Origin of the sequence: Streptomyces sp. DvalAA-43, assembly GCF_900091725.1 — a bacterium.
Classification (GTDB): Bacteria; Actinomycetota; Actinomycetes; order Streptomycetales; family Streptomycetaceae; genus Streptomyces; species Streptomyces pulveraceus.
The window spans coordinates 70154-97068 of record NZ_FMBW01000071.1; the positions used below are offsets into that span (position 1 = coordinate 70154).

Genomic DNA, 26915 nt, shown 5'->3' on the forward strand with positions numbered 1-26915 from the left:
GTGCCACACGATGGGCATTGAGGATTACGGCGGCGGACAGACGGACCGGTCGGACGTCCTGGTCGTCACCACGAACGACGTACCGGGCCACCAGGTGACCCAGGTGATCGGGGAGGTGTTCGGCCTCACGGTCCGCTCCCGGCATCTGGGCAGCCAGATCGGCGCCGGACTGAAGTCCATGATCGGCGGCGAGCTGAAGGGGCTGACCAAGACCCTCGTCCAGACCCGCAACCAGGCGATGGAACGGCTCGTCGAGCAGGCGAAGGCCCGGGGCGCCAACGCGGTGCTGATGATGCGCTTCGACGTGACCGAGGCGGCCGACGTGGGCACGGAGGTGTGCGCGTACGGAACGGCGGTCGTGATCAGCAGGAGCTGAGCGGGCACGGCCGCGGGGGCGGGGGCGGGGCGCGGTCATCCGGCCGCCCCCGCCCCTGCGGCGGTCACGCCAGGCGTCGGGCGTTGGCGTCTATCGCGTCCCGCAGATGCTCGGCCAGCCCCGGCCGCATCGAGTCGTAGAACGCGCGGAACCGCTCGTCGGACACATACATCTCGCCGAGTCCCCGGTGCATCTCGGCGGTGCACTCGTAGAACCATGTGCCGATGTGGAGCCGGTGGGCCTCGGCCAGGTCCATCGCCCGCTCACCGGTGGCCGGCTCCCCGTCCGCCATCAGCGCGTCGTAGGCGGCGCTCCATTCGGCGACCTCCGCCTGCATCCGCTTCCAGTCGTCCTTGGTGTACCGGGCGGCCCGGCGCTGCGACTCGGCGTATTCGGCGGTGCCGCCCCAGCGGGCTTCGGCCTCCTCCGCGTGCTCCTCGGGGTCCTTGCCCCCGAAGACCTCGAACTTCTCCTCGGGTGTGAGGTTGATGCCCATCTTCCGTGCCTCCATGGCTGTCTCGACGGCTTCGGCCATCCTTCGCAGCTCGGCGATCCGGTCGGAGAGCAGTTGATGCTGGCGCCGCAGATGCTCCTGCGGGTCCGCCCGCGGATCGTCGAGCAGTACCGCGATCTCTTCGAGCGGGAAGCCGAGCTCCCGGTAGAACAGGATCTGCTGGAGCCGGTCGAGATCGCCGTCGTCGTAACGGCGGTGCCCGGCCCGGCTGCGCCCGCTGGGCGAGAGCAGTCCGATGCCGTCGTAGTGATGCAGGGTGCGCACCGTGACTCCGGCGAATCCGGCGACCTGTCCCACGGGGTACTCCATGGCTCCCCGCTCCCTTCCGCGATCGGGTACGTCCCGAGCCTCGGTCCTGACGTGACGTGAGGTGCAAGCCCGAAGGGCCACCCCCTTCGGCGCCATTCGGGGGGTTATGTTCCTTTTACGCCGTTATGGTGAGCCGATGGCCACCGAATCCTCCGCCCTCACCGGACCCGCTCCCGAGTCCACCCCCGTACGCCGGCTGCTGCCCGTCATCGTGCCCGCCCTGGCCATCGGGGTCCTCTGCGCCCTCGTCCTGCTCGGCGTCAGCCTGCTCGCCGAGCGGCTCCAGGACGTGCTGTGGCAGACGCTCCCCGACGCGCTCTCCATCAGTGGGTACTCCTCGCTCTGGATGATCGTGACGCTCACCGCGAGCGGGCTGGTGGTCGGGCTGCTGATCCGGGCGGTGCCCGGTCACGCGGGCCCCGATCCGGCGACCACCGGGCTGGTCGACCCACCGCTGCCGCCGGGCGTGATCCCGGGGCTGCTGCTCGTCACGGTCCTCACCCTGGCGGGCGGGATCAGCCTCGGTCCGGAGAACCCGATCACGGCCGTCAACATCGCGCTGGCCTTCTGGCTCGGCCGACGGCTCGCGCCCGGGACACCGGCGGAGCTCTGGCTCTCCCTGGCCGCGGCCGGCACCATCGGGGCGCTCTTCGGCACCCCGGTCGCCGCCGCGCTGATCCTCTCCGAGGCCCTCGCCTCCCGGGCCGGACCGGGCGCGCTCTGGGACCGCCTCTTCGGCCCGCTCGCGGCGGGCACCGCGGGGGCGCTCACCATGACGCTGCTGGCCCACCCCAGCTTCGACCTGTCCCTGCCGTCCTACACCCACCCGCACTGGGGCGACCTGCTCTCCTCGGTGGTGATCGCCCTGGCGGGGGCGGTGCTCGGCATGCTGGCGGTGTACGCGTTCCCGTATGCGCACCGGCTCTTCCGGGGCCTGAAGCACCCGGTCCCCGCCCTGACCGCGGGCGGGCTGCTGCTCGGCCTGCTGGGCGCGCTGGGCGGCCATCTCACCCTGTTCAAGGGGCTCGACGAGGTGAAGGAGCTGGCCGCCGATCCGAGCGGCTGGTCGGCGGGGCAGTTCGCGGTGATGGCCGTGGTGAAGACGGCCGCGCTGGTGATCGCGGCGAGCTGCGGCTTCCGGGGCGGGCGGATCTTCCCCGCCGTCTTCGTGGGGGTCGCGCTGGGGCTCTGCGCCCATGCCCTGGTCCCGTCGGTTCCGGTGGCACTGGCGGTGACCTGCGGAGTGCTGGGGATCCTGCTGGCCATCACCCGGCAGGGCTGGCTGAGCCTGTTCACCGCGGCGGTGCTGGTCGGCGACGCGGCCGTGCTCCCGCTGCTGTGCGTCGCCTCGCTGCCCGCCTGGCTGCTGGTGACCGGGCGGCCGCAGATGCAGCTGCGCGAGGACGGTACGCCACTGAGGTGAGCCGCGGCCGGTCCCGCCGCCCGGCGCGCCGGATGCCCGGTGCTTCCGTATCGTCGCATCCGTATGGATTCGTCCCGCCAGATCCGTCGGAGGTCTCCACGATGCCCACGCCCGTCAACGTCGCCGTCATCTACTACTCGTCGACCGGAACCGTCGCCACGATCGCCAAGGCCATGGCGCAGTACGCCGAGAAGGCCGGCGCCGAGGTGCGGCTGCGCAAGGCGCGCGAACTCGCCCCGCAGGCGGCCATCGACTCCAACCCGGCCTGGGCGGCCAACGCGAAGGCCACCGCCGACATCGCCGAGGCCTCGCCCGACGACATGATCTGGGCGGACGCCGTGATCCTCGGGACACCGACCCGGTTCGGCAATGTGACGGCCCAGCTCAAGCAGTTCCTCGACACCCTCGGCGGACTCTGGCAGGCGGGCCACCTCGCGGACAAGGTCTACAGCGGCTTCACCTCCACCAGCACCGCGCACGGCGGCCAGGAGTCCACGCTGCTCGCGCTCTACCACACGGTCCACCACTTCGGCGGCATCCTGGTCGCCCCCGGCTACACCGACCCGTCGAAGTTCACCGACGGCAATCCGTACGGCACCTCGCACGTGGCCGGCCAGGGCGACATCCCGGTCGGCGAGCAGACCCTGACCGCGGCCCGCGTCCAGGCCGAGCGGGTCGTGAAGTTCACCCGGGCCATCAAGGACGGCCTGGCCGCCGAGAACTGACGGCACCGCACACCGACCGGAGCACCGCACACCCACCGCACCGCCGCGCGCCGCACACGACCGCCGAGAGCCGAGAAGGGCCGCCCGCCGATGCCTCTCCACAAGGGTCAGTCCCCGAACACGGAACCGTCCGCAGCCCGCCGGAAGCTCGCCCTCAATCCGTTCTACGGGGAGGCCGACCCGGTCGCCGGCATGGAGTCGGCGCCGCCCCGGCACCGGCTGCCCGACGGACCGATGCCGCCGTCGACCGCGTACGGACTGGTCCATGACGAGCTGATGCTCGACGGCAACTCACGGCTCAACCTCGCCACCTTCGTCACCACCTGGATGGAGCCGCAGGCCGGGGTGCTGATGGGCGAGTGCCGCGACAAGAACATGATCGACAAGGACGAGTACCCGCGCACGGCCGAGCTGGAGCGGCGCTGCGTGGCGATGCTCGCCGACCTCTGGAACGCCCCCGATCCCTCGGCCGTCGTGGGCTGTTCGACGACCGGCTCCAGCGAGGCCTGCATGCTCGCGGGGCTGGCGCTGAAGCGCCGCTGGTCGGCCAGGAACGCCGACCGCTACCCGGCCGCCCGGCCGAACCTGGTCATGGGCATCAATGTGCAGGTCTGCTGGGACAAGTTCTGCAACTTCTGGGAGGTCGAGCCGCGGCTGATCCCGATGGAGGGCGAGCGCTTCCACCTCGACCCGCAGGCCGCGGTGGACCTCTGCGACGAGAACACCATCGGGGTCGTCGGGATCCTCGGCTCCACCTTCGACGGCTCGTACGAACCGGTCGCCGAGCTCTGCGCCGCTCTCGACGCCCTCCAGGAACGCACCGGCCTCGACATCCCCGTCCATGTCGACGGGGCCTCCGGGGCGATGGTGGCGCCGTTCCTGGACGAGGACCTGGTGTGGGACTTCCGGCTGCCGAGGGTGTCCTCCATCAACACCTCCGGACACAAGTACGGCCTGGTCTACCCGGGCGTCGGCTGGGTGCTGTGGCGCACGCCCGCCGAGCTGCCCGAGGAGCTGGTGTTCCGGGTCAACTACCTGGGCGGCGACATGCCGACCTTCGCGCTGAACTTCTCCCGGCCCGGCGCCCAGGTGGTGGCGCAGTACTACACCTTCCTGCGGCTGGGCCGGGACGGCTACCGGGCCGTCCAGCAGGCGTCCCGGGACGTGGCCCGGGGTCTCGCGGAACGGATCGAGGCGATCGGCGACTTCCGGCTCCTCACCCGGGGCGACCAGCTGCCCGTCTTCGCGCTGACGACCGGGCCGGACGTGACGGCGTACGACGTCTTCGACGTGTCGCGCCGGTTGCGCGAACAGGGCTGGCGGGTGCCCGCGTACACCTTCCCCGCCAACCGGCAGGACCTGGCGGTACTGCGGGTGGTGTGCCGCAACGGCTTCTCGTCGGACCTCGCCGAACTGCTGCTGGAGGACATCGGGCTGGTCCTCCCCGACCTGCGCCGCCAGCCGCACCCGCTGAGCCAGGACCGACAGCCGGCGACCTCCTTCCACCACTGACCTGCGGCCGACGCCCGGTGACGGCCTTCCACCACTGAGCGGGGCGGGCCGACGCCGGGTGACGGCCTTCCACCGCCGGCCCGCGGCCGACGCCGGGTCAGTCCGCGTCGCCGGGGTCCGGGACCCCCGTCGCGTACGGGTTCTTCTGTCCCTCGGCGAGCACTCCGACGAAGGGCTCGCCCTCCCCCGCGAAGGTGTACGCCCCGCCCTCGATGCGGGCGATCAGCCCGCGCGTCCACTCGGCCCCGGCGTCCGCCGAGTGGACCCACAGGTTCATGATCTCGCCGATGTGGCCGACGGACTCGGGCCCGGCCTCCGGGATGTAGTGCTCGGTGACCGTGGCCCGCCAGGCCGCGAGACCGGCGACCCGCTCCCTGAGCAGCGCGACCGCCTCGGACCGCTCCAGGTCGACGATTCCGCCGAGGGCCGCCGACAGCACGTCCGGCTTCTGGTCGTACGAGGTCAGCGCCGCGCGCAGCAGCGTGAAGTACTCCTCCTCGCCCCGCCCGGTGATCTCGTACTCGGTACGGGGCGGGCCGCCCGCGGTGCTCGGGGCCGTCTCGTGGGCGACCAGCAGGCCCTGCTTCGCCATCTGCTTCAGTGCGTGATAGACCGACCCGGGCTTGGCGTTGGACCACTCGTGCGCACCCCAGTACTCCAGGTCGTTGCGGACCTGATAGCCGTGCGCCCGGCCGTGCTGACGCACGGCGCAGAGGACCAGCAGCCGGATCGCGGACATGTCACGCACCCTTTCTATTCAACTTTGATTAGAGTAGCCCCCCGCCTCGGCGACCAGCTCGAACGCGGTCCGGCCGTCCAGGGTCTCCCGGATGATGTCGGCGTGCCCGGCGTGCCGGGCGGTCTCCTCGACGAGATGGGCCAGTAGCCACCGCATCGAGACCCGCTCCCCCGCCGGGAACCAGGGCGCCTCGGGCAACGGGAAGGTGTCGCCCAGGTCGGGCACCGAGCGGATGAACTTCTCGGTCTCGGCCGCGACGCCGCCCCAGAGCTCCAGCATCTGCGCCACCGTCTCGTCGCCGACCAGACGGAAGCTGTCCGCCCAGGTCTCCTCGGTGCGGGCGAACTCGTTGGGCCGCTGCTGGGCCATCCGCAGCCAGTTCAGCTCGGTCTCGGCCACGTGCTTGAGCAGCCCGGAGAGGGAGAGTTCACTGGCGCTGGGGCGGCTCGCCGCCTGCTCCTCGGTCAGTCCGATCAGGGAGCGCCGGATCGCGCCGCGCTGGGCCTCCACGAAGGAGAGGAGCATTCCGCGCTCGTCGCCGGGGGTTTCCGCGGGAACGTGAGTGACCATGGTGTCCGCCTTGATGATCCGTGCCGGTTCTTCCTGACACCGACCAAGCTACGGACCCTTGCGGTCAGCTCCGGTCCTCAACTCACGGCATCAGAAGGGGAACGCGCTCCGGCCGTGCTGGATGGAGATCCACCTCTGGGTGGTGAAGGCGTCCACGGTCGCCTCGCCGTTCAGCCGGCCGATCCCGGAGGACTTCTCGCCGCCGAAGGCCACCAGCGGATCGTCCTGGACGGTGGAGTCGTTGACGTGGAACATCCCGCTGACCACGCGCCGCGCGAACCGCACCCCGCGCTCGACGCTGCGGGTGTGCACGGCGCCGCTCAGCCCGTACGGGGTGTCGTTGGCGATCCGTACGGCGTCGTCCTCGCCGTCGAACGTCACCAGCAGCGCCACCGGGCCGAATATCTCCTGGGACAGCAGCGGGGAGTCCTCGGGGAGCCCGGCGAGCACGGTCGGCTCCACGAGGTTGCCCCGGGTCCGGCCGTGGACGAGCGCGGTGGCCCCCTCGGCGATCGCCTGGCCGACCAGGGCGGTCAGGGCGTCGGCCTGGAAGGTGTTGATGACCGGCCCGATCCGGGTCTCCGGGTCGCGCGGGTCGCCCGTCCTCAGCGCGGCCACCCGGGCGGCGAACTTCTCGGTGAACTCCCGCTCCACGCGGCGGTCCACCAGGATGCGGTTGGCGGCCATGCAGACCTGCCCCTGGTAGACGAAGCGGCTGAAGACGGCCGCGTCGACCGCGTAGTCGATGTCCGCGTCCTCCAGCACCACCAGGGCGCTGTTGCCGCTGAGTTCGAGGATCGTCCGCTTGAAGTGCCCGGCCGCGACGGCACCGACCCGGCGGCCGACCCGGTCCGAGCCCGCGAACGAGATCACCCGGGGGACCGGGTGCTCGATGAACGCGTCCCCGATCTCGGCGACATCGGTGATCAGGATGTTGAGCAGCCCGGCGGGCAGCCCGGCGTCCTCGAAGATCTTCGCGATCAGCGTGCCGCCGACGATAGGGGCGTTCTGATTGGGCTTGACGACGACCGCGTTGCCGAGCGCCAGGGCCGGCGCGATCGACTTCATCGCCACCAGGAAGGGGAAGTTGAAGGGGCTGATCACCCCGATGACACCGACGGGCAGGCGGTAGAGGCGGTTCTCCTTGCCGTCCACCGGGGAGGGCAGGATGCTGCCCGGCGGGCGCAGCGCCCGATGGATCGCGTCGCGCAGGAATTCCTCGGCGACCCGGACCTCGTACTCCGCCTTGACGCGGGTGCCGCCCAGCTCGTCGATGATCGCGTCGACGATGTCGTCGTGCAGTTCCCCGGTGATCCGCAGCGCGCGTTCCAGGACCGCGCGGCGCTCGTACGGCCCGGTGGCGGCCCAGGAGCGCTGGGCGCGCTCGGCGGCGCGGTAGGCCAGGTCGACCTCCTGCGCGGTCGCGATGGTGATCGCGGCGAGTTTCTCCCCGTTGTAGGGGTTGAAATCGATGATGTCCCACGAGCCGGTTCCGGTCCGCCACTCACCGTCGATGTATTGGTCGGCCAGCTCGTAGAAGAAGGACATGCGATCCCTTAACTCAGGTGCAGACTCCGTCGAACCGTCATCGTACTGACGATTCAGGTGAGTTGGAGTAGACCACGGAGCAGATCGCGGCTCTCCTCGGGACCCGGGCTGTCCTCGTGCAGTCGCGTCATGGCCTTTTCGTACTGCGCGACATCCTCGGCCTTGTCCAGATAGAGGGCACTTGTCAGCTGCTCCAAATAGACAATGTCCGACAGATCGGATTCCGGGAATCGCAGCATCGTAAAGGAACCACCCTCCCCGGCATGGCCGCCAAAACTGAAGGGCATCACTTGGAGGGTGACGTTGGGCTGTTCAGACATTTCGATCAGATGCCGCAATTGTGCGCGCATCACTTCACGGTCGCCGTACGGCCGCCGCAGCGCCGCCTCGTCCAGTACGGCGTGGAAGTGAGGTGCGCGTTCGGATACCAGGGCCTTCTGGCGCTCCAGCCGGAGCGCCACCCGGCGGTCGATCTCGACGGCGGGCGCGGCGCCCATGCCCCGGGCGACGACCGCGTGCGCGTAGGCCTCGGTCTGCAACAGGCCGTGGATGAACTGGACTTCGTACACCCGGATGAGCGATGCCGCTCCCTCCAGTCCGATGTACGTCTGGAACCAGCCGGGCAGCACATCTCCGTAACTGTGCCACCAGCCCGCCACGTTGGCCTCCCGGGCCAGGCCGAGCAGTGCGTCGCGCTCCGCCTCGTCCGTGACCCCGTAGAGCGTGAGCAGGTCCTCGACGTCCCTGGCCTTGAAGCTCACCCGTCCCAACTCCATGCGGCTGATCTTCGATTCGGAGGCCCGGATGGAGTAGCCGGCCGCCTCACGGGTGATGCCGCGCGCGTCACGCAGCCTCCTGAGCTGCGAGCCCAGCAGGATGCGCCGCACCACCGATCCACTCGACTCGCCTGCCGCCACTGGTCCGGTCCTCCCCTTCGCTTCCTGGACACCGGGGCTCCCCCTGAACCCCAAGTGCCGGATTCTGCCATCAAAACGCTTCAGCCCGTACTCATTCGATTACGGAAATGAGAAGCCTTCCAGAAGGCCTCGAAAATACACACAGGAAGAAATGACCAAGAACCGGCACGGGTTCGGACAGGTCCGGCGCGTGCACGTGCATCTGCCCTTGCATCTGCCCCACGCATTGGGAACCATGGGGCTCGCGCACCTGCGTGCTCGTTCGTGTTGTGCCGCTGTACCCCCGCAGTACCGATACAGCCGCGAATCCCGGGAGTGCCTCGCATGGGGACGAATGGATCGACGATGCTCGCGCCGTTACGGCAGGGGCTTCCACCCATCGATCCCTCAGCCGTCTCCGGATCGGCGACCTGCACCCTGCCCGCCCGTTACGAAGCGGTGGGCGGAGCACGGCGGTTCACCCGGACGACGCTGGACGGATGGGGTCTGGCCGAGCGCTTCGACGATGTCGCGCTGGTGGTCTCCGAACTCGTCACCAACGCCCTGCGGCACGCCTTGCCCTCGGACGGTGCCGCGCCGGAGTCCCAGGACCCGCCCGTGCGGCTGCACTTGATGCGCTGGAGCTCGCGCCTGGTGTGCGCCGTGCGCGACCCCAGCAAGGAGAGCCCGATCGCCTCCGAGGCACCGGACTGCGCCGAATCCGGCCGCGGCCTCTTCCTCGTGGAGTCCTTCAGCGACTCATGGGGCTGGCACCCCGTCCCGGAGGGAGAGAACCCCGGCGCTCCGTCGTCCTCGCGCGGCAAGGTGGTCTGGGCGCTGTTCCGGCTCTCCGACTGCAGGTGACCCGCGCGGCCGCGACGAGGCGGCCGGCGGTCAGGGCCGGGCGACGGTGCGCGGGATCGGGGCAGCCGGGCGACGGCGCGTGGGACGGGATCAGCCGCCCGCTATGAGGTGGTCGAACTCGCCGTCCTTCACCCCGAGCAGCAACGCCTCTATCTCGGCCGGCGTATAGACCAGCGCCGGCCCGTCGGGGTGGCGCGAATTCCGCATCGCCACATCTCCGTCGGGCAGTTTCGCGAACTCCACGCAGGAACCCTGGGAGTTGCTGTGTCTGCTCTTCTGCCAGACGACTCCGCGAAGCTCTGTGGCCGCCATGCCGTTGTACACGTGGTGCACAGGACGCTCCCCGAGTTGCAAGGTGCAAGTGTCAACTGTCTCGGATCATAGCTCTGTTCAAATTTCCCTGCATGCGCAGATGCATGCGCGGATGCACGTGCACGCGGGGTGTTCTCACGATTACAGCTTTCTCCGTATCGCGGACACGTTTCTCCGTATGACAGACGCACAGGACGCCGTTTTGGCTCCGTCTACCCTCGTTCGAGCTCCCCATCCCGTCGTATCGCGCTGATAACTTGGCCCGGTCTTTCGGTGACAAGGGGGAATTACAGATGCGCAGACTCATGCATACCGGCGTCGTGATCGCCACTGGAATCCTCACCGCGGCGGCACTGACCGGCTGCAGCAGTGACAGCGGGAAGAGCGACACCCCGGACAGCGGCTCCGGCGCGGAACGGTCCGCCCCGGCCTCCGGTGGCGACAGCGGCTCCGGAACCAACGCGGCTGCGCTGGAAGGCGGTTGGGCCGGAAAGACCGATGGCAAGGCGGTCATTCTGTCGGTGGCGTCGGGGAAGGCGGTACTCATCACCGAGCAGCACGCCTGCACGGGCACCGTACAGGACGCGGACAAGGTGACGCTCACGCTGAAGTGCGTCGACGGCGGCGACGACCGCACCGCGGGGTCCGTCGAGTCCAATGACGGCAAGACCGTCGTGGTGTCCTGGGGCAGCGGGGTCAAGGACACCCTGGCCAAGACCGAACCGGGTGCGCTGCCGTCCGGGCTGCCGGACCTGAAGGGCCTGCCGACTCCCTGACCGCGGCCCGTCACCCCGCCTGCTTCCCGGGCTGGTTCGAGTCCGGCTCCGACTCCGGATCCGATTTCGGCTCCGGCTTCGGCTCCGGCTCCGATTTCGGCTCTGCCTTCGGCTTCGATTTCGACACCGGCTTCCCGTCCAGCCCCTGGGAGAACTCCTCCAGGGCTTCGAGGAGGAGGTGGGCCCCTTCCCGTACATAGGGGTCCGCCTCCCTCTCGCCCGTGTCCGCCTCTCCCTCCCCCTCCTCCTGCGCGCGCTGCCGCGCGTCCCACTCCGCCAGGGCCTCGCGCACCTCGGTCCAGTCCGGTACGCGCCGTTCCCGTACCGCCTTCGCGCCCTGCTCGGTGGCCCGGCGCAGCGCGTCGGCCAGACGTGCCGCGTCCGGTACGGGGGTGGCGCCGCCGCCCGGCAGATGGGCCTCCAGCAGCATCGCGGCCCGGCCGAGCTGGGCGAGCGCGTGCTGGGTGTCGTCGGCGGCGGCACGGGAGAGACCGCGGTTGCGCACCGGTTCGTGCTGGGCGGTGGCCAGCGCCTCCTGCCAGGCGACGCGGGCCTCGCGGGTGTCGAGCAGCGCGGACCGCACGTCGTCGTGACCGCGCTCGGCCGGTTCGGCGTACTGGTCGACGACCGAGGCGGCGTACCGCCCGTCCGCCTTCAGCCAGTCGCCGAGCCTGCCGCGGAGCCTCGGTGTCTCCCAGGCCGGGTAGAGGGCGTACGAGATCATCGCGAGGAGGCCGCCCGCGAGGGTGAGGAAGACCCGTTCGAGCACGGTCTGCGACCAGTCGTCGCCCGCCATGCCGAGAAGGAAGACGACATAGGCCGAGACGCAGGCCTGGCCGACCACGTACCCGGTGCGCATCAGCAGGTACATCAGCAGGGCGCAGAGCACGGAGAGCATCGCGGCCGGGGTCACACCGGGGTGGGTGGTCTGACCGATCGCGGTGGCGAGCGAGACGCCGACGATCGTGCCGCCGAACCGGGCCACGGACCGCGCGTACGTCTGGGAGAACTCCGGCCGCATCACCATGACGGCGGCCATGGGCGCCCAGTAGCCGTGGCCGAGCGGCAGTGCGGTGCCGATGAGGTAGCCGACGGCCGCGACGGCGGAGACCCGGACGGCATGCCGCAGGATCGGTGAGCCCGGACGCAGCTCCGCGCGCATCGCCTGCGCGACGACGGGGACCAGCCGCAGCAGGGTGGGGCGGCGGCGGTGCGGGGCGGGTGTCGTTCCGTCCGCAGGGGTCTTGATGGCCTCGGCGGCCTCCTCGGCCCTGGCCTCCTGTTCCTTCGTGCCCTCGCCCTCGGCCGTCTCGATGACGTCGGAGAGCAGGGCGCCGAGCCGGTCGGCGGCACGCAGTGGCGGGCCGGTGAGCAGCGTTCCGGTGTCCGGGGTCTTCAGCGTGGCCACGGCGGACGGGGCGAGCACGACCGGATCGCCGTGCCGGATGGCGCGGGCCGCCGAGTCGAGCACCGATCCGGCGGCGGCGAGCAGCTCGCGTACCCGTTCCCGTTCCGGCCCTTCGGGCGGCACGCCCAGCGAGGGGTCGGCGAGCGAGGCGAGCACCGGTCTGATCCGTTCGGCCACCCCTCGGGAGCCGCGCAGCTCGGGCGGGCGGCGGCGGGCCTGACGCGGGGTGACCGCGGCCGCGCTGCGGGCCGTCATCAGCGGCACCGGATCGAAGGGCGCGAGCGGGTCGTGGCGCAGCCGCCGGGCGTAGTCGGCCTCGGCGGCCAGCGCGTCGGCGAGGGCGTCGCGCTGGGCTCCCCATCTGCGTACCGGGAACAGGACGATCAGCGCCGCCTGCACCACTCCGCCGAACAGGATCATCCCGGCGTGCACGGCCGAGTTCGCGACGGAGGTGGGCAGGGTGACCGTGACCAGCATGATCGCCACGTTCGACGCCGCGATGATCCCGGCGGTCGGCCCCGCCGCCCAGGCCAGGCCCGCGACGAACGTCCAGAGCACCAGCAGGGCGAGGAAGAGCGGCAGCCGGGAGCCGGTGAGATAGCCGAGGAACGTCGACACGGCGAGGCTCGCACCGGAGACCAGGGCGAGCACGGGCCGGGGGCGCCAGCTGCGCTGGAAGGTGGCGATCGCCGCCTGGAACGCGCCGAACGCGGAGCTCGCGGCGACCACGGGCCCGAAGAACGCGAGGCTGATCCCGAGGACGAGCGCGAGACCGGCCGCGCCACGGATCGCGATGAGCGGTTCGAGACGCCGCCGCTCGATCGAGAGCCCCGAGAGGGCGGTCTCCTTCAGCGCCCGGAGCCAGCTCATGCGCAGAGCCTAACCGGAAGAATTACCGATTCGCCCGACTTGTCGGACGTCGACCCGGGGCGGCAGCGCTCCGCCGACCGCCTCGTCGGCCACCGGCGGCAGTGCTCAGTGGTTGCCGCGGTGGCCGTCCACGGTTGCGCTCGGCAGTTCCCGCGGTTGCGCTCGGCAGTTCCCGCGGTTGCGCTCAGCGGTTGCCGCGTCGGCCGTGGAGCTCCGGGCCGTTGCCGCCCATCCGCGCCCGGTCCGCCGCCGCCGTTCCATGGGTCCAGCCGTCCAGGTCCGTGGCGCCCCGGACCCGGGTGGTCGTGGTCTCGGGGAACATCCGCTCGGCGGTGTCCGTGACGGCCATGTCGCGGGCGGCGAGCACCGGGAGCAGATCGGGGGCGCCGGAACCCGCCGTTCCGGCGCCCGTTCCGGCGCCCGAACCGGCCTCGGCGGCCGCGGTGACGCGGGCGGTGTCGGCGGCCAGCCGGCTGCCCAGCCGCTGGGCGTACGCCATCAGGAAGGACTGTCGGAACGTCTTGGTCCGCTTGCGTCCGCCGGCCCGCTGGCCCGCCTCCGCCTTCGTCATCGCCACCGTGCCCTGGACCAGCAGGGAGGTGTACAGCAGCTCGACGGCGTCCAGGTCCGGCTCGAAGCCGACCACCGTGGAGAAGCCGAGGTCGCTGTTCCACACCGCACGGCAGCGGTTGGCACCGGCCACCGCGTCGAGCAGGATCGCCTTCGCCGTCTCGTACGGCGCGTCGACCCCGATCCGGCACGCCCCCGGCGCCTCCGCGCTGTGGGTACGGGCGGCGAGCAGGGCCTCGTCGATGGAGTGCCGGGCCATCAGCTCCTGCGCCTTGGTGGTGAGGGCCTCCGCCTCCTCGGGGAAACCGGTCGCCTCCGCCTTGGCGAGCAGGGCGCGGATCCGGGTCAGCATCCGGGGCTCGTCGTGTGCGGGCGGCAGCCGGAGCCCGTGCGGAAGGGCGCCGGGCGGGGGCCCGACCGGTTCGATGGCGGGGAGCCGGAGCAGCAGCCGGTACAGGCCGAGAACGGCACCGGCGTAGGAGAAACGGTCCGGCCGGTTCCGGAGCGGCGCGGCGGGGAGCCCGTCGAGCTGGGACCGCCAGCGGGGCGGAAGCGGCTCGTACCGCGCGGTCTCCGAGGTGATCAGCCCGGCGGCGAGGCAGGCCGCGGTCTCGTCCAGCTCGCGGCGGACGAGGCGTACGACATCGGCGGGCTGCCAGCCGCGTTCCCAGGCCCGGCGGACGAACTCCTCGCCGCGCCGGAACAGTTCCGCGTCGGCCGCCGGGTCGGCGGCGAGGAGGGAGGCCCCGGTGTCGAGACCGGCGTCGCCGTCCGAGTAGAGGGCTGCCGCGAATGCCTGGTCGATCACCGGTTCCATGAGGTCAGGGTATGCAGGGCGGCGCGGGCCGCCCGCGGCTGAGGATGCCCACGGCGGAGGCCGCCCACCGGACCACTTGTCCACACCCTGTGGATATCGAACTGCTGCACGACTCCCGAGGCCGCGACCCCCGCCCCGGCAGCGCGTCAGGCACGACCGCACGGACCTCGCCCGGACAGCGCATCCGGCGCGACCGCCCCGCCCCATGCCGGACAAGGCGTCCACTCCATCCGGTAACCCATCCGGCCCCACCCGCTGACGATGTATCCGCTTTCCTTCTTTTGTCAGGATTTCGCATGCTTTCATCGCGCCATGGAGGCGATCACATGGTGACCGAGAACGGACAGCAGGACACAACCGCACGGGCGATCCCATCGCGACGCCGCGTACTGACCGCCGCCGCGCTCGCGCCGGTGCTGACCTCGGCGGGCCCCGCCGCCGCCCGGCCCCGGCCCCGGCCCCGGCCCACCGGAATGGCCGGGGCGGCGCACGGGAAGCGGTTCGAGCCGGTGCCGACCACCCCGGCGGACTGGGCGGAGGTGACGAAGGTGCTGGGCCGCCGCGGCAACATGCTGCGCGACACCATCTACCACACGGGCTTTCCCCGGCGGGACCTCCACGTGGTCTCCGACGGCGTGGTCGTATCGGCGGGGCTCGCGCTGGGCACGCACGTGGCCTTCGTCCGCTACGCCGACGGCTCCACGATGATCATGGGCGACGTGGTGGTCACCGAGCACGAGCTCCAGCGGGTGATCGACGCGTGGCAGGCACACGGCATCGAACAGACCGCGCTCCACAAGCACCTGCTCGCCCAGACCCCCGACCTCTGGTGGACCCATGTCCACGGCCACGGCCACGACGCGGCGGCCCTGGCCCGCGGACTGATGGCGGGATTCGACCGCACCGGCACCCCGCCCGCGGTCCCGCCGCAGCGGTCGGACCCGGTCGACCTGGACATCGCCGGGATGGCGGCGGCGCTGGGCACCGAGGGGACCACCGAGGACGGGCTCTACAAGGTCGTCTTCGTCCGCCGCGAGACCATCACGGACGGCCATCTGATCCTGCCGCCCGGCCTGGGGGCGACCAGTGCCTTCAACTTCCAGCCCCTGGGCGGCGGCCGGGCCGCGGTCAGCGGCGACTGCGTCATGCGCGCCGACGAGGTCCCGCACGTGCTGAGCGCGCTGCGGCGCGGCGGGATCAAGCTCGTCGAGCTGCACAACCACCATCTGGCGGAGGACCCCCGCCTGTTCTTCACCCACTTCTGGGCCGTGGGCGACGGTGTCCGGCTCGCCCGCGCGCTGCGTCCGGCGCTGGACGCGACCGACGTCGTACCGAACGGCTGAGAGCGGCCGCACCGGCCGCCAGGTCGCCGGGCCCGTACCGGCCGCCAGGTCGCCGGGCCCGCGCCGGTCGCCGGACCGTATGGCGCCGGGCCGTATTGCGCCGGTCCAGCGACCGGCGCCGTCGAATCCGTTCTGCATATGGACCAATCGGCCCGGACCGGCGCGTGGCCCCGGGGACGATCGGGCACCCATGTCCCCGTCCAGCCCGCACCTGCCAGGAACCACCCGTCAGATCCCCCTCTGGAGCTCCGCATGGAACCAGTCGCCGGCGCACGGCACTGCCCGTTCGACTACGCCGAGGCCCTCGAATTCGACCCGGTGCTCAGGCACTTGATGAACGAGTCCCCCGTCTCCCGCATCCGCCTCCCGCACGGCGACGGCGAGGCATGGCTCGTCACCGGTTACGACGACGTGCGTACGGTGACCACCGACCGGCGCTTCAGCCGCAGCGCCATCATCGGCCGGAACTTCCCGCGCATGACCCCCGAGCCGATCGTTCAGGACGAAGCGATCAACGTGATGGACCCGCCGGGCAGCAGCCGGCTGCGCAGCCTGATCTCCAAGGGCTTCGCACCCCGCCACATGGAGCGCATGCGGGTACGCACCCAGCACGTGGTCGACGAGCTGCTGGACCGCATGGAGGAGCACGGCGCCCCCGCCGACCTGTTCGAGCACCTGGCGGCCCCCCTGCCCCTGACCACCATCTGCGAGGTCCTCGACATTCCGGAGTCGGACCGCGCCCAACTGCGCGCCCACGCCCGGACCATGATGGACACCACCGTCGAGAACAAGGACGCCGCGGTACGCGCGAAGGCCGATCTCCGCGCGTACTTCGAGACGTTGACCGCCGAGCGGCGCGCCAACCCGGGCGACGACCTGATCAGCGCACTGGCCACCGCCCGCGACGGGGACGAGATCCTCAACGACCAGGAACTGACCGTGATGGCCATGGTCCTGCTGATCACCGGCCAGGACACCACCACGTACCAGATCGGGAACATCTCCTACGCGCTGCTCACCAGGCCCGACGAGCTCGCCATGGTGCGCGAGCGGCCCGACATGCTCCCGCAGGCCATCGAGGAGCTGCTGCGCTTCATCCCCTTCCGCAAGGGCGTCGGCATCCCCCGGGTCGCCACCGAGGACGTGGAGCTGAGCGGCGTACAGATCCGGGAGGGGGACATCGTGCACGTCTCCTATCTGACGGCCAACCGCGACGGCCGGAAGTTCGACCGTCCCGACGAGCTGGACCTGGAGCGGCAGGGGCCGTCCCACATGACCTTCGGGTGGGGCGGGCACCACTGCCTCGGTGCCCCGCTCGCGGCCACCGAGCTGGAGGTCGCCATCGGAACGCTGCTGAAGCGCTTCCCCGCCCTGAAGCTGGCGGCACCGGCCGAGGAAATCCTCTGGAACAAGACGTCGATCTGGCGCTATCCCCTCGAACTGCCCGTCAACTGGTGATCTGCCCGTCGGCCGGTGGTCCGGCCGTCGCCTGGTGATCCAGGGGGCGGCCGATCCGCCCATCACGGGTGGCTCACCCGTCGTGGCCGTGGCCGACGACGGGCCGTCCTCGATGATGCGTCGGCCCGGGGCCGACAGCAACCCGGAACGCTTCGGGGCGCCGGACGCCCCGAAGCGTTCCGGGCCCGCGGCCCCGCCGCCCCGCCGCGCCGCACGGCCTCGGCGCTGCTGGTGGAGCGCACGTCCACGCACGCTCGACGTGCGGCCCCGATCCGCCTGCCGTAGCGTGATTCCGACGGCCACCCCAGCCGTGGCGGAGCCGCTTCCGCCCACGAACGGCTGGAACTCACTCTTCGACGGTCGGCCCGACCGCGCCCGTTCCAGGGGATACCTGGCCCGGCAAGCACCGGAATACACCAGCGCTCCAGCTCCACGCGATGCCGCGTGCACGGAGCCGTGGTGGCCGTCTCCGGCAGGCGAACGCCCCGTGATCCTTCGGGCCCGGCCGTGTGAATCATGTCCGCTAGGAGGAGTTCCATGGCGGTTCTCTGCAAGCCGGCCATCGAGGTTCCCGAGTACGTCATCACCAACGAGGAAACCCTCGAACTGGCCCAACGGTTGCACGGCGACCATCCGCAGATCGACCTGGTGCTGCGCCTGATCGAACACACCGGGGTGCAGAAACGACATCTGATCCAGCCGATCGACAAGGTGTTGCAGCACCCGGGCTTCGACGCCCGCAGCGTGACCTACGAGGAACAGACCAAGGCCCGGGTGCCCGCGGTGGTGCGCCGGGCGCTCGACCAGGCCGAACTGGAGCCGCGGCAGATCGACTTGATCGTCTACGTCTCCTGCACCGGCTTCATGATGCCGCCGGCGTCCGCGTGGCTCATCGGCGAGATGGGCTTCCGGCCGGAGACCCGGCAGCTGCCGATCGCACAGCTCGGCTGCGCCGCGGGCGGTGCCGCCGTCAACCGGGCCCACGACTTCTGCACGGCGTACCCCGACGCCAATGTGCTCATCGTGGCCTGCGAGTTCTGCTCGCTGTGCTACCAGCCCACCGACCTGGGTGTGGGATCGCTGCTGTCCAACGGGCTCTTCGGCGACGGCATAGCCGCCGTCGTGCTCCGGGGCAGCGGCGGCACGGGAGTCCGCCTGGAACGCAACGGCTCGTACATCATCCCGGCCACCGAGGACTGGATCTCCTACGCGGTCCGGTCCACCGGATTCCACTTCCAGCTCGACAAGCGGGTGCCCGGCACCATGGAACCCCTCGCACCGGCCCTGGAAGCGGTCGCCGAGGAGAACCAGTGGAACGCCGGCAAGATGGACTTCTACATCATCCACGCGGGCGGCCCGCGCATCCTGGACGACCTGAGTCACTTCCTGGACGTGCCGCCCGAGGCATTCCGCTTCAGCCGCGCCACGCTCACCGAGTACGGCAACATAGCCAGCGCCGTGGTGCTCGACGCCCTGGGCCGGATGTTCGACGAGGCATCAGCACTCGACGGCCACCGCGGCCTGATGGCCGGCTTCGGCCCCGGCATCACCGCCGAGATCTCCCTGGGCACCTGGACCTCCGAATCGGAGTCCTGATCCCACCCGCTCCCGCCCCTCAGCCTCCCGCCCCACATCTCCACACCTCTTTTCCCCTCTCCCCTCCCCCGGTCCCGGCGCCCTCCCCGGCGTCCGCGGGCCGGGGGCGGGCCTCCCCCGCCCGCCGTCCGCGCCCGTCCCGCGCGCCGAGGCTCGTTGTCAGTGCCGGGTGCCAGACTCGAAGGCATGACCGAACGGTGGGCTCTGGCCATGACGGAGACCGGCGGCGCCCTCCTCGCGCCGCTGGCCCCCACCGGCCTGCCCGCCGCCCCGGTCGTGGCCGAGGCCGACCTCGTGGCGGCGGTCCGCTCCCGCCCCGACGTCACCCGCTGGGTGTGGCGGTCCACCGCCGAGATCTACCCGCGCCTGCTCACGGCCGGCGTCCATGTCGACCGCTGCTACGACATCGAGGCCGCCGAATCCCTCCTCCTCGCCCATGAGGGCCGCCTCGGCGAGCCCCGCTCCGCGGCCGCCGCCCACGCCCGCCTGAGCAACGCCCCCGTACCCCCCGATCCGCCGCCCCGCTCGGCGGAGCCCGGCTCGCAGTCCTCGCTGTTCGAGCCCCCGTCCGGCACCCAGCTGCCCTTCGACGACCTCCTCCGCGTCTACGCCGACCAGCTCCGCCGCCACGACACCACCGAGCACCCGGACAGAATGCGCCTGCTCACGGCCTCCGAATCGGCCGGCATGCTGGTCGCCGCCGAGCTGAACAGATCCGGTCTGCCCTGGCGCGCCGACGTCCACCGGGACGTCCTCCACGATCTGCTCGGCGAGCGGTACGCGGGCGGCGGCGAGCCCCGGAAGCTGGCCGAGCTGGCCGACGAGGTCTCGGCCGCCTTCGGCAGACGGGTCCGCCCCGATCTCCCGGCAGACGTGGTGAAGGCCTTCGCGCAGGCCGGGATCAAGGTGAAGTCCACCCGCCGCTGGGAGTTGGCGGAGCTGGACCACCCGGCGGTGGACCCCCTCATCCAGTACAAGAAGCTGTACCGGATCTGGACGGCGCACGGCTGGGGCTGGCTCCAGGACTGGGTGCGCGACGGCCGCTTCCGCCCCGAGTACCTGCCGGGCGGCACGGTCAGCGGCCGCTGGACGACCAACGGCGGCGGGGCGCTCCAGATCCCCAAGGTGATACGGCAGGCGGTCGTCGCCGACGAGGGCTGGCGCCTGGTCGTCGCGGACGCCGACCAGATGGAGCCCCGGGTCCTCGCCGCGATCTCCCGCGACCGCGGCCTGATGGAGGTGGCGGGCCATGACGGCGATCTGTACACGGCGCTGTCGGACCGGGCGTTCCACGGCGACCGGGACCACGCCAAGCTCGCGCTGCTGGGCGCGGTCTACGGCCAGACCTCGGGCGACGGCCTGAAGAACCTGGCCGCTCTGCGGCGCAGATTCCCGCTGGCCGTGGCCTATGTCGACGATGCCGCGAAGGCGGGCGAGGAAGGCCGCCTCGTACGGACGTGGCTGGGCCGGACCAGTCCTCCCGCCGTGGGAAGCGGGGCGGGCGAGGAAGCCGGCATCCCGCAGGAGAGCCTCGAACCGCCCCCCGGCGACGACGGGTTCACCCCCGGCTACGCATCGTCGAACGCCCGCGCGCGCGGCCGCTTCACCCGCAACTTCGTGGTGCAGGGCAGCGCGGCCGACTGGGCGCTGCTGCTCCTGGCCGCCCTGCGCCGCTCGCTCCACACCGCCGGGCTCCGGGCGGAGCTGGTCTTCTTCCAGCACGACGAGGTGATCGTGCACTGCCCCCAGGAGGAGGCCCAGGCCGTGGTGGCGGCGATCCGGGCGGCCGGCGAGCTGGCCGGGCGGACCGCCTTCGGTGAGACGCCGGTGCGTTTTCCGTTCACTACGGCGGTGGTGGAGCGCTATTCGGATGCGAAGTGAGGCCCTTGTCCGGCGCCGGCCCCGGACCGGCGCCCGGCCCTTCGCCGAACCCGGCCAGCCCGTGGTCGTAGTGCGCCGGGCGCAGATGCTGATGGCGGTGCCGGGCATTGAGCAGATGAATGACGTACGCCGCGATCGCGATCATCGCGAGGACGACCACGACAGTGACCAGGGTTTCCATGCGATACCGGCCCCCTTCGATGCGCAGGCCGATCCGGGCGGCTCACCTGGAGCCGTATGCCTCCAGGCTACTCCGCCGCACGCCTCCCGGCCCCTGCCGGGAACCGGGAGGGGCCGGGAGCTGGGAGGGGCCGGGAGCCGTGCGGCGGGCAGGGGTCCGGGCCGGAAGCACGTCCAGCCCGGACCCGGCGCGGCGCGTGCCCCGCGAGGGAACGCTCCGGGGCACGCCCGCGCTGCGGGGTACGCCCCCGCTGTGCTGCGTGTCTACCCGCGTTCCCACAGCGCGGGGACGTTCGGCGGTTCCCAGCCGGCCATGGCCGAGTGCGCCTGCAGACAGCGGTACGCGACCCCGCCGTACGTGACGCGGTCTCCCGCGCTGTAGAGCGTTCCGGCCGCCCAGGTGGAGCCGGGCGGGTCGGTCGGCGGGTCCGTGGGGTCGGTGGGCGGATCGGTCGGACTCTGGGCGACGTCGAGGACGAAGTCGAAGGTCCCCTGCTTCGCCGAACCGGCGTCCCGGACGTTCATCAGGAGCGCCGGGTCGAAGAGGGAGTCGGTGTTGTTGCGCGGCTCGCCGGGGAAGTACAGCTGGGTGGTCAGGATGCCCGAGCCGGGCGCCTGGACCTTGACGTGGATGTGGCGGGTACGCCCCGGGTACAGCCCCGGCACGATCGTGGTCAGGCTGAAGGCCCCCGACTGATCGCTGAACTGGTGGCCGCGGAAGGCGAATCCGCTCATGTCGTACGCGCCGTTGGTGTCGGCCTGCCAGAAGTCCAGCAGCACTCCGGAGATGGGCTTGCAGGCCCGCCCGAAGACATAGCCGCTCACGGTCAGCCGGACGCCGGGCGTGCTGTCGGTCACCAGGCTCGTACGGAGCGGGGAGTTGGGCTTGAAGTAGGGCCCCTCGATCTGGTCGTGGGTCGGGCCGTCGCCGTCGTCGCAGTTCGGCGTGGGGGCCACGGGCCTGCCGCCGGTACCGGCATCGCGGGCCAGCGCGACGCCACCGCCCGCGAGCAGCGGTACGGTGCCGGCGACGAGGGCCGCCTTGAGCAGTGTCTTGCGGCTGATCCGGCGGTCGCCGCCGGAGCCTTCGGTCGGTTCTGGGGTCATGGCTGATTCCTCGGGTGGGGGAAGGGCACGTGCATGACACAGAGCAGGGAGCAGGGAGCAGGAACAGAGCGCGGGGAGCTGGGGCCGGGTGCGCGCCGCCCGGCCGGGAGGCCGGGGCGGAAGCCGGGCGGGCGCGGTCGACGTGGCGGCCTCACCGAAGCCGCCGGAACCACCGGCGCCACAGGGGCGACCGGAGCTGCAAGGGGCCACCGGACTCGCTGCGGGACAGCCCTCAGATGCGTTCCCAGAGGGCCGGCACGTTCGGCGGCGTCCAGCCGGCCTGCGCCTGGTGCGGCTGGAGGCAGCGGTAGCTGTCGGAGCCGTACGTCACGACATCACCCGCGGCGTACGTCGTGCCCGCCGCCCAGCTGCCGCCCGGTTCGGTCGGCGGGTCGGTGGGCGGGTCGGTCGGGGTGCCGTTGGTGACCAGCGTGAGCCCGTACGCCTGGAGCGCCGGGTTCACCGGCTGGAAGTACGTCGTCCCGCCCTGGGAGCAGTTGCCGGAGCCACCGGAGGTGACGCCCTGTGCCTGGCTGCCGGAGATGAACGACCCGCCGGAGTCACCGGGTTCGGCGCACACATTGGTGCGGGTGACCCCGGAGACGGTGCCTTCCTGGTACGTGACGCTGGTGTTGCGCTGCTGGACCGTCCCGCAGTGCCAGCCGGTCGTCGAGCCGGAGCGGCAGACCGACGCCCCTTCCAGCGCCTCGGTGGACCCGGTGACCGTCACATCGCCCTGGCCGTAACCGTTCACCAGGGCGCGCGGCGTCCAGCTGGTGTTGGTGGCGACCCAGGAGTAGTCGCGGCCGGGGAAGGTGGAGCCCTGGAAGGAGCCCTGCGCCTGCTGGTTGTAGCCGCTGGTGCTGACCCCGGGCGTTCCGCAGTGACCGGCGCTGACGAAGCCGGACTGGCTGCTGCCCCGCTTGACCGGGAAGCCGATGGAGCAGCGCCCCGAGCCGTTCATGTAGTACGCGTCACCGCCCCGCAGATCCGTGAACGTACGCGGCGCGGCCCCCGCTTGACGCACCGCCACCACCTCACGCGGCACCCCCGCACCGGCGAGGAACGCGTCGGCGGCCGAGGCGCGGGCGGCCTCCAGGACGACCCGGTTGCTTGCCACATCGACGTACCAGACGGGCACGCCCTTCGGTGCCCGGTGCAGCGCCACCCGGTCCAACGCGGCCTTGGCCGAGTCGAGTTCGGCCTGACTGTGCTCGACGACGACGGGCCTGGCACCGGCCTCGCGGATCCGGGCGGCATCCGCGACGTCGGTGGTGGCCACGGTCAGGGCCGCGTCGTCACCGCTCACCCGGGCACCGGCGAAATCGGCGCCGAGGGAGCGCTTCAGCCCCGCGGCGACGACCGCCGCCCGGGTCTCGTGGCCGATCCGGCTGCGCGCCTCGGCGGCGGTCAGCCCGAGGTCGCGTCGCATGGCCGCCAGCAGACCGGGCGAGAGCTGCTCGGCGCCCGTGGCGGTGGGGGTGCGGAGATGGGGAGCCGGATCGGCGGACGCGTTGCCGGTCAGGCCTGCCAGCGCGAGCACACCGACGGCGACGGTGGCGGTACACGCGGCCAGGGCGCGTCTGCGGAGCATGGATCTCTCCACGGAACTCTCCTTGACTTCGGGGGAATTGCCGCCAAGGTAGCCGCGTACACGTCATCCCCAGGAGATCCCGTCCGCCCCCTCACTTCACGTTATGGGGTCCCCGACCGGCGACGACGGGCCGCCCGCCGCGCAGTCGGGCCGCGGACATCCACATCTGCCACCGATCCCCGTAGGTTCGCCCCATGCGAATAGGTGAGCTGCTGGGAGCCGGACGATCAGCCGATGTGTACGCACTCGATGAGAAGTGGGTCCTGCGGCGATACCGCGACGGCATGGACGCCACTCCCGAATGGATGGTCATGTCCTACCTCGGCGCACACGGCTACCCGGTCCCTCGTCTGGGCCCCCGGGACGCCTCGACACCACCCTGCGACCTGGTGCTGCAACGGCTGACCGGCCCGACGATGCTGGACTCCCTGCTGAGCGGCGCCCTGTCGGCGGCCGACGCGGGCGCCCTGCTGGCCGGTCTCCTCGCCGAGCTGCACACCGTCCCGGCCCGGCTCTCCCCGCACCCCGAGGACCGGATCCTCCACCTCGACCTGCACCCGGGCAATGTGATGCTGACGGACCGGGGCCCGGTGGTGATCGACTGGAGCAACACCACGGAGGGCGCACCGGCAGAGGACCGCGCCATGTCGTCCCTGATCCTGGCTCAGGTCGCGGTCGACCCCCGGTCCCCCGCGTCGGCGGGTGCCCGCGCCCTGCTGGACGCCCTGGTGCCGCACCTCTCCGCGTCCGGCGGCATCCCCGCCCCCCACCTCGCCGAGGCGGCCACGCGCCGGGCCGCCAATCCGACGATGAGCCCGCACGAGGTGGCCCTCATCGGCCGGGCGGCGTCCTTGGTCACGGAACTGACCGCCTGAGCCTGCGATTCCGGCAGGTGGACGACCAGGGATTCATACCCCGGCCCATCCCGTCCCGTACCGCACCGCCGGGTTAGCGAGTCAACTTCTTCGGACAGAGAAATCAGAGAACTCCACATGACAACCCCTTGTCAGCGATTCTCGCTTGCGATGAACTAAAACATGCAGGTCATAGACATGGGATGGCACTCGACGAGCCTTGTTTCCCCTCGTCATCACAGATGATCCATCGGAGTACGCACCTGCGTCTCCTGGCCCGGACTCGCTAACTTCCCCTCACCAGGGATCACCAGCACGCAAGTTACCGAAGGGGTAGGGAAACGATGCAGAGTCCTGCCGAACGCAAGGTAGACGTCCATGGGCTGCTGTCCAGCAAAGAGCTCACAGAGCGGCTCGGGATGAACCGCGCCAGTCTCACCCGGATGAGAAGCCGGTCCCCGAAGGACGCTCCCCAGCCCATCCGCGTAGGGGATACGGACTATTACGACCCGGAACAAGTCGTCCACTGGTTCGACCAGCGTCTCGTACCCGCCCGCTGCCGAACGTCCGAAGAGGGCGACGACGCCACCTACGGCGCACGGCTGCGTAAATCTCACGGGCTGCCGAGCACGCAGAGCGATGAACAGCGCCCAGCAGCACCGCACAGTCCGGACCGCCCCGCTCGGCAGGGCCGTGCGGGGAAGAACACACCACACTCCGGAAAGCAGCACATCCTCGCGTTCATGCGTGCCTTGCCGGTGAAGGCCGAACACCCCGAGCGGCTCCTCGACTTCACCGCTCTGCTCCTCGCGCTCCTGCTGCTGCGCGGAAACAGCCCGTGGGGGCGCCTACGTGCGAGGGCGGAGGAACGAAGCACCACGAGCCTGGTGCTACTGGAGGAGATCCGGATCCGGACGGAACAGGTGCTGCGACGGGCCCGGTACAACGTGACGGTCACCCCCTCGTTCGACGGCCTGCGGTTCCTCTCGTGCGACGAACTGCGAGACCTCATGCGTGCTGTCGAGCAGACCCCCGACGACATCGTCCACGACGTGATCGCTCAGTACGAATCCCTGGTCCGCCCTCAGGCGCGTCACTTCTTCACTCCCCGAGGCGTGGCCGAACTGGGCGCGGCCCTGGCTCTTGCGAGCCACCCCGGAAATCCGCGCACCGCGTACGACCCCTATCTGCGTGGAGGCGAGTTCCCGGCCGCCCTGCCTTCCCGGCTCACGTTCCGCGGACGGGCCGCCGTTCAGGCGACGCTGCTCCTGGCCGTGCTCCGGCTGGCCCTGATCGGGGCCGTTTCCCCCTCGATCCGGTGCACGGCTCTCGAACCCTGGCGTGACCGCGCGAGTACGCCGGGCAAGGCGGACCTCGTGCTGACCAACCCGCCGTTCAACACGAGGGTCGACCGGGACACCCCGCAGCGACGAATCGGTTCGTGGCCCTATGGTCCTCCTCCGCACGAGGTGGCCACGTACGCCTACCTCCAGCACTGCATCGAGCAGCTCGAAGAGGGCGGTCGGGCCGTTGTCGTCATGCCGAGCAAGGCGGGGAACTCCCTCAACCGGGCCGAACGCGAAATCCGTGGGCAAATACTGCTGAGCGGTGTGTTCGAGGCCGCGATCGCGCTCCCCGACCGGTTGTTCACCTCGACCAAGGTCCCCGTGATGCTGTGGCTCCTCCGCCACCCATCCGACAAGTGCGACCGCGTGCTCTTCCTCGACGCTCAGCACCTCGGCCGGCAGACCGGCGGCCGACGCGTACTGGAAGAGACCGACGTACAGGCCGTGCTCGCGGCGTACCGTGCCGCGAGCGAGGGGGCGGAACCCTCACTTCCGTACGCCTTGGTCGACTCCACCGTGCTGAGCGCCTCAGCACCCGACTACTCGCTCAACCCACGCGACCACATCCGACCGGACGCCCCGGAAGCATCTCGTACCTCCGTGCGTCGGCAGCTCGCCGAGGTGAACCTGTTGACCGACCGCTGCAGGTACGCAGACCAGATGGCAGGCGTACACACCCAGGATGCTTCATACGCCTCACTCCGCGACGCGACCTGGTGTTCCGTGCCCCTGGGTGAGTTCTGTGACGTCCAGGCGGGCGCCAAGTTCAACCATGCCTACGCCCGGCATTCCACCGAACCCCGCGAGATACAGGCCGTATTTCCCCGGCAGCTCCGGGAAGGCCGCATCATGCCCGATGCCGAACGGCTCGTCAGTGAACAGCTCGTCGAACTCCACCAGAAACATCGCCTGCTCGGTGGCGACATCGTTCTCGCCCGCGCAGGGGCCGCCCGCCGGCCCGCGCTCGTACAACCCGACCAGAGCGGCTTCCTGATGAGCGGCAACGTGGCCCGAATCCGCTGTGTTCACACAGACCAGATCGTGCCCGAGTTCCTGCACCTCGCCCTGGGCCAGGACGAGGTGATGAACCGGATCAGGGACCGTGCGGCGTCCACTGCCGTCCCTTCGGTCTCCACCGATGTGCTCCGCAGCATCGAGGTCGCCCTTCCGCCGCTTCCGGTCCAGCTGCACATCGTGGCGCTCCTCCACGCCCAGGACCACCAGGTCCGCGCCCACCGTGAGCTGGCTGCCAAAGCCGCCGAAGCCCGCACGCTGATGGCCGCCTACCTGTTCGCCCCCGCCCGCTGAAGCACGAGAAGGAAAACCA

Annotated in this window: 23 protein-coding genes; 12 read left to right on the forward strand and 11 right to left on the reverse strand. The window is 71.1% G+C overall.

Annotated elements, in window-relative coordinates; translation table 11 throughout:
* Positions 1 to 10 precede the first annotated feature (10 nt).
* On the forward strand, positions 11 to 376 hold the full coding sequence (locus tag GA0115234_RS28610) for a YbjQ family protein (RefSeq protein WP_093547480.1): 366 nt from the start codon (positions 11 to 13) through the stop codon (positions 374 to 376).
* 64 nt (positions 377 to 440) lie between these two features.
* Here GA0115234_RS28610 and GA0115234_RS28615 read toward each other — a convergent pair whose 3' ends face one another.
* Positions 441 to 1199, reverse strand: coding sequence for a MerR family transcriptional regulator (locus tag GA0115234_RS28615; RefSeq protein WP_093547482.1), 759 nt, complete (start codon positions 1197 to 1199; stop codon positions 441 to 443).
* Positions 1200 to 1335: 136 nt separating this feature from the next.
* Here GA0115234_RS28615 and GA0115234_RS28620 point away from each other — a divergent pair, with 136 nt between their 5' ends.
* The 3 genes from GA0115234_RS28620 to GA0115234_RS28630 all read left to right on the forward strand — a co-directional run bounded on the left by GA0115234_RS28620 (position 1336) and on the right by GA0115234_RS28630 (position 4859).
* Complete coding sequence (locus GA0115234_RS28620; protein WP_093547484.1) at positions 1336 to 2622, forward strand: ion channel protein; 1287 nt, start codon at positions 1336 to 1338, stop codon at positions 2620 to 2622.
* A gap of 101 nt (positions 2623 to 2723) precedes the next feature.
* Complete coding sequence (gene wrbA / locus GA0115234_RS28625; RefSeq protein ID WP_093547485.1) at positions 2724 to 3347, forward strand: NAD(P)H:quinone oxidoreductase; 624 nt, start codon at positions 2724 to 2726, stop codon at positions 3345 to 3347.
* 90 nt (positions 3348 to 3437) lie between these two features.
* Entirely contained in the window at positions 3438 to 4859 is a 1422-nt protein-coding gene (locus GA0115234_RS28630; RefSeq protein WP_093547487.1) for a glutamate decarboxylase, read from the forward strand.
* Positions 4860 to 4956: 97 nt separating this feature from the next.
* On the opposite strand, the gene GA0115234_RS28635 is transcribed toward GA0115234_RS28630, so the two are convergent.
* The 4 genes from GA0115234_RS28635 to GA0115234_RS28650 all read right to left on the reverse strand — a co-directional run bounded on the left by GA0115234_RS28635 (position 4957) and on the right by GA0115234_RS28650 (position 8633).
* The gene (locus tag GA0115234_RS28635) at positions 4957 to 5598 is read right to left on the reverse strand and encodes a PadR family transcriptional regulator (protein WP_093547488.1); all 642 of its coding nucleotides are present in this window, start codon (positions 5596 to 5598) and stop codon (positions 4957 to 4959) included.
* Between the two features lie 18 nt (positions 5599 to 5616).
* A complete protein-coding gene (locus GA0115234_RS28640) occupies positions 5617 to 6168 on the reverse strand; it encodes a DinB family protein (RefSeq protein WP_093547490.1) in 552 nt (183 codons plus the stop codon).
* A 90-nt stretch (positions 6169 to 6258) separates the two neighbouring features.
* On the reverse strand, positions 6259 to 7716 hold the full coding sequence (locus GA0115234_RS28645) for an aldehyde dehydrogenase family protein (protein ID WP_093547492.1): 1458 nt from the start codon (positions 7714 to 7716) through the stop codon (positions 6259 to 6261).
* 53 nt (positions 7717 to 7769) lie between these two features.
* Positions 7770 to 8633 (reverse strand): helix-turn-helix domain-containing protein, encoded by an 864-nt coding sequence (locus GA0115234_RS28650; protein WP_093547494.1) that lies wholly within the window; start codon positions 8631 to 8633, stop codon positions 7770 to 7772.
* Between the two features lie 324 nt (positions 8634 to 8957).
* Here GA0115234_RS28650 and GA0115234_RS28655 point away from each other — a divergent pair, with 324 nt between their 5' ends.
* Positions 8958 to 9476 (forward strand): ATP-binding protein, encoded by a 519-nt coding sequence (locus tag GA0115234_RS28655; RefSeq protein ID WP_237541829.1) that lies wholly within the window; start codon positions 8958 to 8960, stop codon positions 9474 to 9476.
* Positions 9477 to 9566: 90 nt separating this feature from the next.
* Here the strand turns inward: GA0115234_RS28655 and GA0115234_RS28660 are convergent, their stop codons facing one another.
* Positions 9567 to 9809: a DUF397 domain-containing protein gene (locus GA0115234_RS28660; RefSeq protein ID WP_037690973.1), complete on the reverse strand. Its 243-nt coding sequence runs from the start codon at positions 9807 to 9809 to the stop codon at positions 9567 to 9569.
* Between the two features lie 272 nt (positions 9810 to 10081).
* On the opposite strand from GA0115234_RS28660, the gene GA0115234_RS28665 reads away from it, so the two are divergent.
* Positions 10082 to 10564 carry a hypothetical protein gene (locus tag GA0115234_RS28665; RefSeq protein WP_093547498.1) on the forward strand — a complete coding sequence of 161 codons (483 nt, stop codon included), beginning with the start codon at positions 10082 to 10084 and terminating at the stop codon, positions 10562 to 10564.
* A 10-nt stretch (positions 10565 to 10574) separates the two neighbouring features.
* On the opposite strand, the gene GA0115234_RS28670 is transcribed toward GA0115234_RS28665, so the two are convergent.
* Complete coding sequence (locus GA0115234_RS28670; protein WP_093547500.1) at positions 10575 to 12842, reverse strand: FUSC family protein; 2268 nt, start codon at positions 12840 to 12842, stop codon at positions 10575 to 10577.
* Positions 12843 to 13026: 184 nt separating this feature from the next.
* Positions 13027 to 14229, reverse strand: a complete 1203-nt coding sequence (locus GA0115234_RS28675) for a DUF2786 domain-containing protein (protein WP_093547502.1) — start codon at positions 14227 to 14229, stop codon at positions 13027 to 13029.
* A gap of 326 nt (positions 14230 to 14555) precedes the next feature.
* On the opposite strand from GA0115234_RS28675, the gene GA0115234_RS28680 reads away from it, so the two are divergent.
* From GA0115234_RS28680 to GA0115234_RS28695, 4 genes are all read left to right on the forward strand, one after another.
* Positions 14556 to 15572, forward strand: coding sequence for a DUF1259 domain-containing protein (locus GA0115234_RS28680; RefSeq protein WP_093547504.1), 1017 nt, complete (start codon positions 14556 to 14558; stop codon positions 15570 to 15572).
* Between the two features lie 252 nt (positions 15573 to 15824).
* Positions 15825 to 17030 carry a cytochrome P450 gene (locus tag GA0115234_RS28685; protein WP_093547506.1) on the forward strand — a complete coding sequence of 402 codons (1206 nt, stop codon included), beginning with the start codon at positions 15825 to 15827 and terminating at the stop codon, positions 17028 to 17030.
* Between the two features lie 537 nt (positions 17031 to 17567).
* Positions 17568 to 18626, forward strand: coding sequence for a type III polyketide synthase (locus GA0115234_RS28690; RefSeq protein ID WP_093547508.1), 1059 nt, complete (start codon positions 17568 to 17570; stop codon positions 18624 to 18626).
* Between the two features lie 186 nt (positions 18627 to 18812).
* Positions 18813 to 20507 (forward strand): bifunctional 3'-5' exonuclease/DNA polymerase, encoded by a 1695-nt coding sequence (locus GA0115234_RS28695; protein WP_093547510.1) that lies wholly within the window; start codon positions 18813 to 18815, stop codon positions 20505 to 20507.
* Here the strand turns inward: GA0115234_RS28695 and GA0115234_RS41935 are convergent.
* From GA0115234_RS41935 to GA0115234_RS28705, 3 genes are all read right to left on the reverse strand, one after another.
* A complete protein-coding gene (locus tag GA0115234_RS41935) occupies positions 20470 to 20688 on the reverse strand; it encodes a hypothetical protein (RefSeq protein WP_141718496.1) in 219 nt (72 codons plus the stop codon). The two genes, GA0115234_RS28695 and GA0115234_RS41935, sit on opposite strands and share 38 nt — an antisense overlap.
* Positions 20689 to 20951: 263 nt before the next feature.
* Positions 20952 to 21794 carry a dioxygenase family protein gene (locus tag GA0115234_RS28700; protein ID WP_093547512.1) on the reverse strand — a complete coding sequence of 281 codons (843 nt, stop codon included), beginning with the start codon at positions 21792 to 21794 and terminating at the stop codon, positions 20952 to 20954.
* A gap of 232 nt (positions 21795 to 22026) precedes the next feature.
* Positions 22027 to 23388, reverse strand: a complete 1362-nt coding sequence (locus GA0115234_RS28705; protein WP_093547514.1) for an alpha-lytic protease prodomain-containing protein — start codon at positions 23386 to 23388, stop codon at positions 22027 to 22029.
* Between the two features lie 194 nt (positions 23389 to 23582).
* Between GA0115234_RS28705 and GA0115234_RS28710 the strand changes: the two genes are divergently transcribed.
* Both GA0115234_RS28710 and GA0115234_RS28715 read left to right on the forward strand, forming a co-directional pair.
* Positions 23583 to 24263 (forward strand): phosphotransferase, encoded by a 681-nt coding sequence (locus tag GA0115234_RS28710; protein ID WP_176729298.1) that lies wholly within the window; start codon positions 23583 to 23585, stop codon positions 24261 to 24263.
* A 722-nt stretch (positions 24264 to 24985) separates the two neighbouring features.
* Positions 24986 to 26896, forward strand: a complete 1911-nt coding sequence (locus tag GA0115234_RS28715; protein WP_161275690.1) for a type I restriction-modification system subunit M/S — start codon at positions 24986 to 24988, stop codon at positions 26894 to 26896.
* The last annotated feature ends 19 nt before the right edge of the window (positions 26897 to 26915 follow it).

Coding starts and splice junctions, on each gene's coding strand:
- GA0115234_RS28670 (WP_093547500.1), bottom strand. CDS start 12,842: ATGAGCTGGCTCCGGGCGCTGAAGGAGACCGCCCTCTCGGGGCTCTCG.
- GA0115234_RS28680 (WP_093547504.1), top strand. CDS start 14,556: ATGGTGACCGAGAACGGACAGCAGGACACAACCGCACGGGCGATCCCA.
- GA0115234_RS28705 (WP_093547514.1), bottom strand. CDS start 23,388: ATGCTCCGCAGACGCGCCCTGGCCGCGTGTACCGCCACCGTCGCCGTC.
- GA0115234_RS28655 (WP_237541829.1), top strand. CDS start 8,958: ATGGGGACGAATGGATCGACGATGCTCGCGCCGTTACGGCAGGGGCTT.
- GA0115234_RS41935 (WP_141718496.1), bottom strand. CDS start 20,688: ATGGAAACCCTGGTCACTGTCGTGGTCGTCCTCGCGATGATCGCGATC.
- GA0115234_RS28645 (WP_093547492.1), bottom strand. CDS start 7,716: ATGTCCTTCTTCTACGAGCTGGCCGACCAATACATCGACGGTGAGTGG.
- GA0115234_RS28640 (WP_093547490.1), bottom strand. CDS start 6,168: ATGGTCACTCACGTTCCCGCGGAAACCCCCGGCGACGAGCGCGGAATG.
- GA0115234_RS28685 (WP_093547506.1), top strand. CDS start 15,825: ATGGAACCAGTCGCCGGCGCACGGCACTGCCCGTTCGACTACGCCGAG.
- GA0115234_RS28615 (WP_093547482.1), bottom strand. CDS start 1,199: ATGGAGTACCCCGTGGGACAGGTCGCCGGATTCGCCGGAGTCACGGTG.
- GA0115234_RS28630 (WP_093547487.1), top strand. CDS start 3,438: ATGCCTCTCCACAAGGGTCAGTCCCCGAACACGGAACCGTCCGCAGCC.
- GA0115234_RS28675 (WP_093547502.1), bottom strand. CDS start 14,229: ATGGAACCGGTGATCGACCAGGCATTCGCGGCAGCCCTCTACTCGGAC.
- wrbA (WP_093547485.1), top strand. CDS start 2,724: ATGCCCACGCCCGTCAACGTCGCCGTCATCTACTACTCGTCGACCGGA.
- GA0115234_RS28710 (WP_176729298.1), top strand. CDS start 23,583: ATGCGAATAGGTGAGCTGCTGGGAGCCGGACGATCAGCCGATGTGTAC.
- GA0115234_RS28635 (WP_093547488.1), bottom strand. CDS start 5,598: ATGTCCGCGATCCGGCTGCTGGTCCTCTGCGCCGTGCGTCAGCACGGC.
- GA0115234_RS28715 (WP_161275690.1), top strand. CDS start 24,986: ATGCGTGCCTTGCCGGTGAAGGCCGAACACCCCGAGCGGCTCCTCGAC.
- GA0115234_RS28665 (WP_093547498.1), top strand. CDS start 10,082: ATGCGCAGACTCATGCATACCGGCGTCGTGATCGCCACTGGAATCCTC.
- GA0115234_RS28610 (WP_093547480.1), top strand. CDS start 11: ATGGGCATTGAGGATTACGGCGGCGGACAGACGGACCGGTCGGACGTC.
- GA0115234_RS28700 (WP_093547512.1), bottom strand. CDS start 21,794: ATGACCCCAGAACCGACCGAAGGCTCCGGCGGCGACCGCCGGATCAGC.
- GA0115234_RS28690 (WP_093547508.1), top strand. CDS start 17,568: ATGGCGGTTCTCTGCAAGCCGGCCATCGAGGTTCCCGAGTACGTCATC.
- GA0115234_RS28695 (WP_093547510.1), top strand. CDS start 18,813: ATGACCGAACGGTGGGCTCTGGCCATGACGGAGACCGGCGGCGCCCTC.
- GA0115234_RS28620 (WP_093547484.1), top strand. CDS start 1,336: ATGGCCACCGAATCCTCCGCCCTCACCGGACCCGCTCCCGAGTCCACC.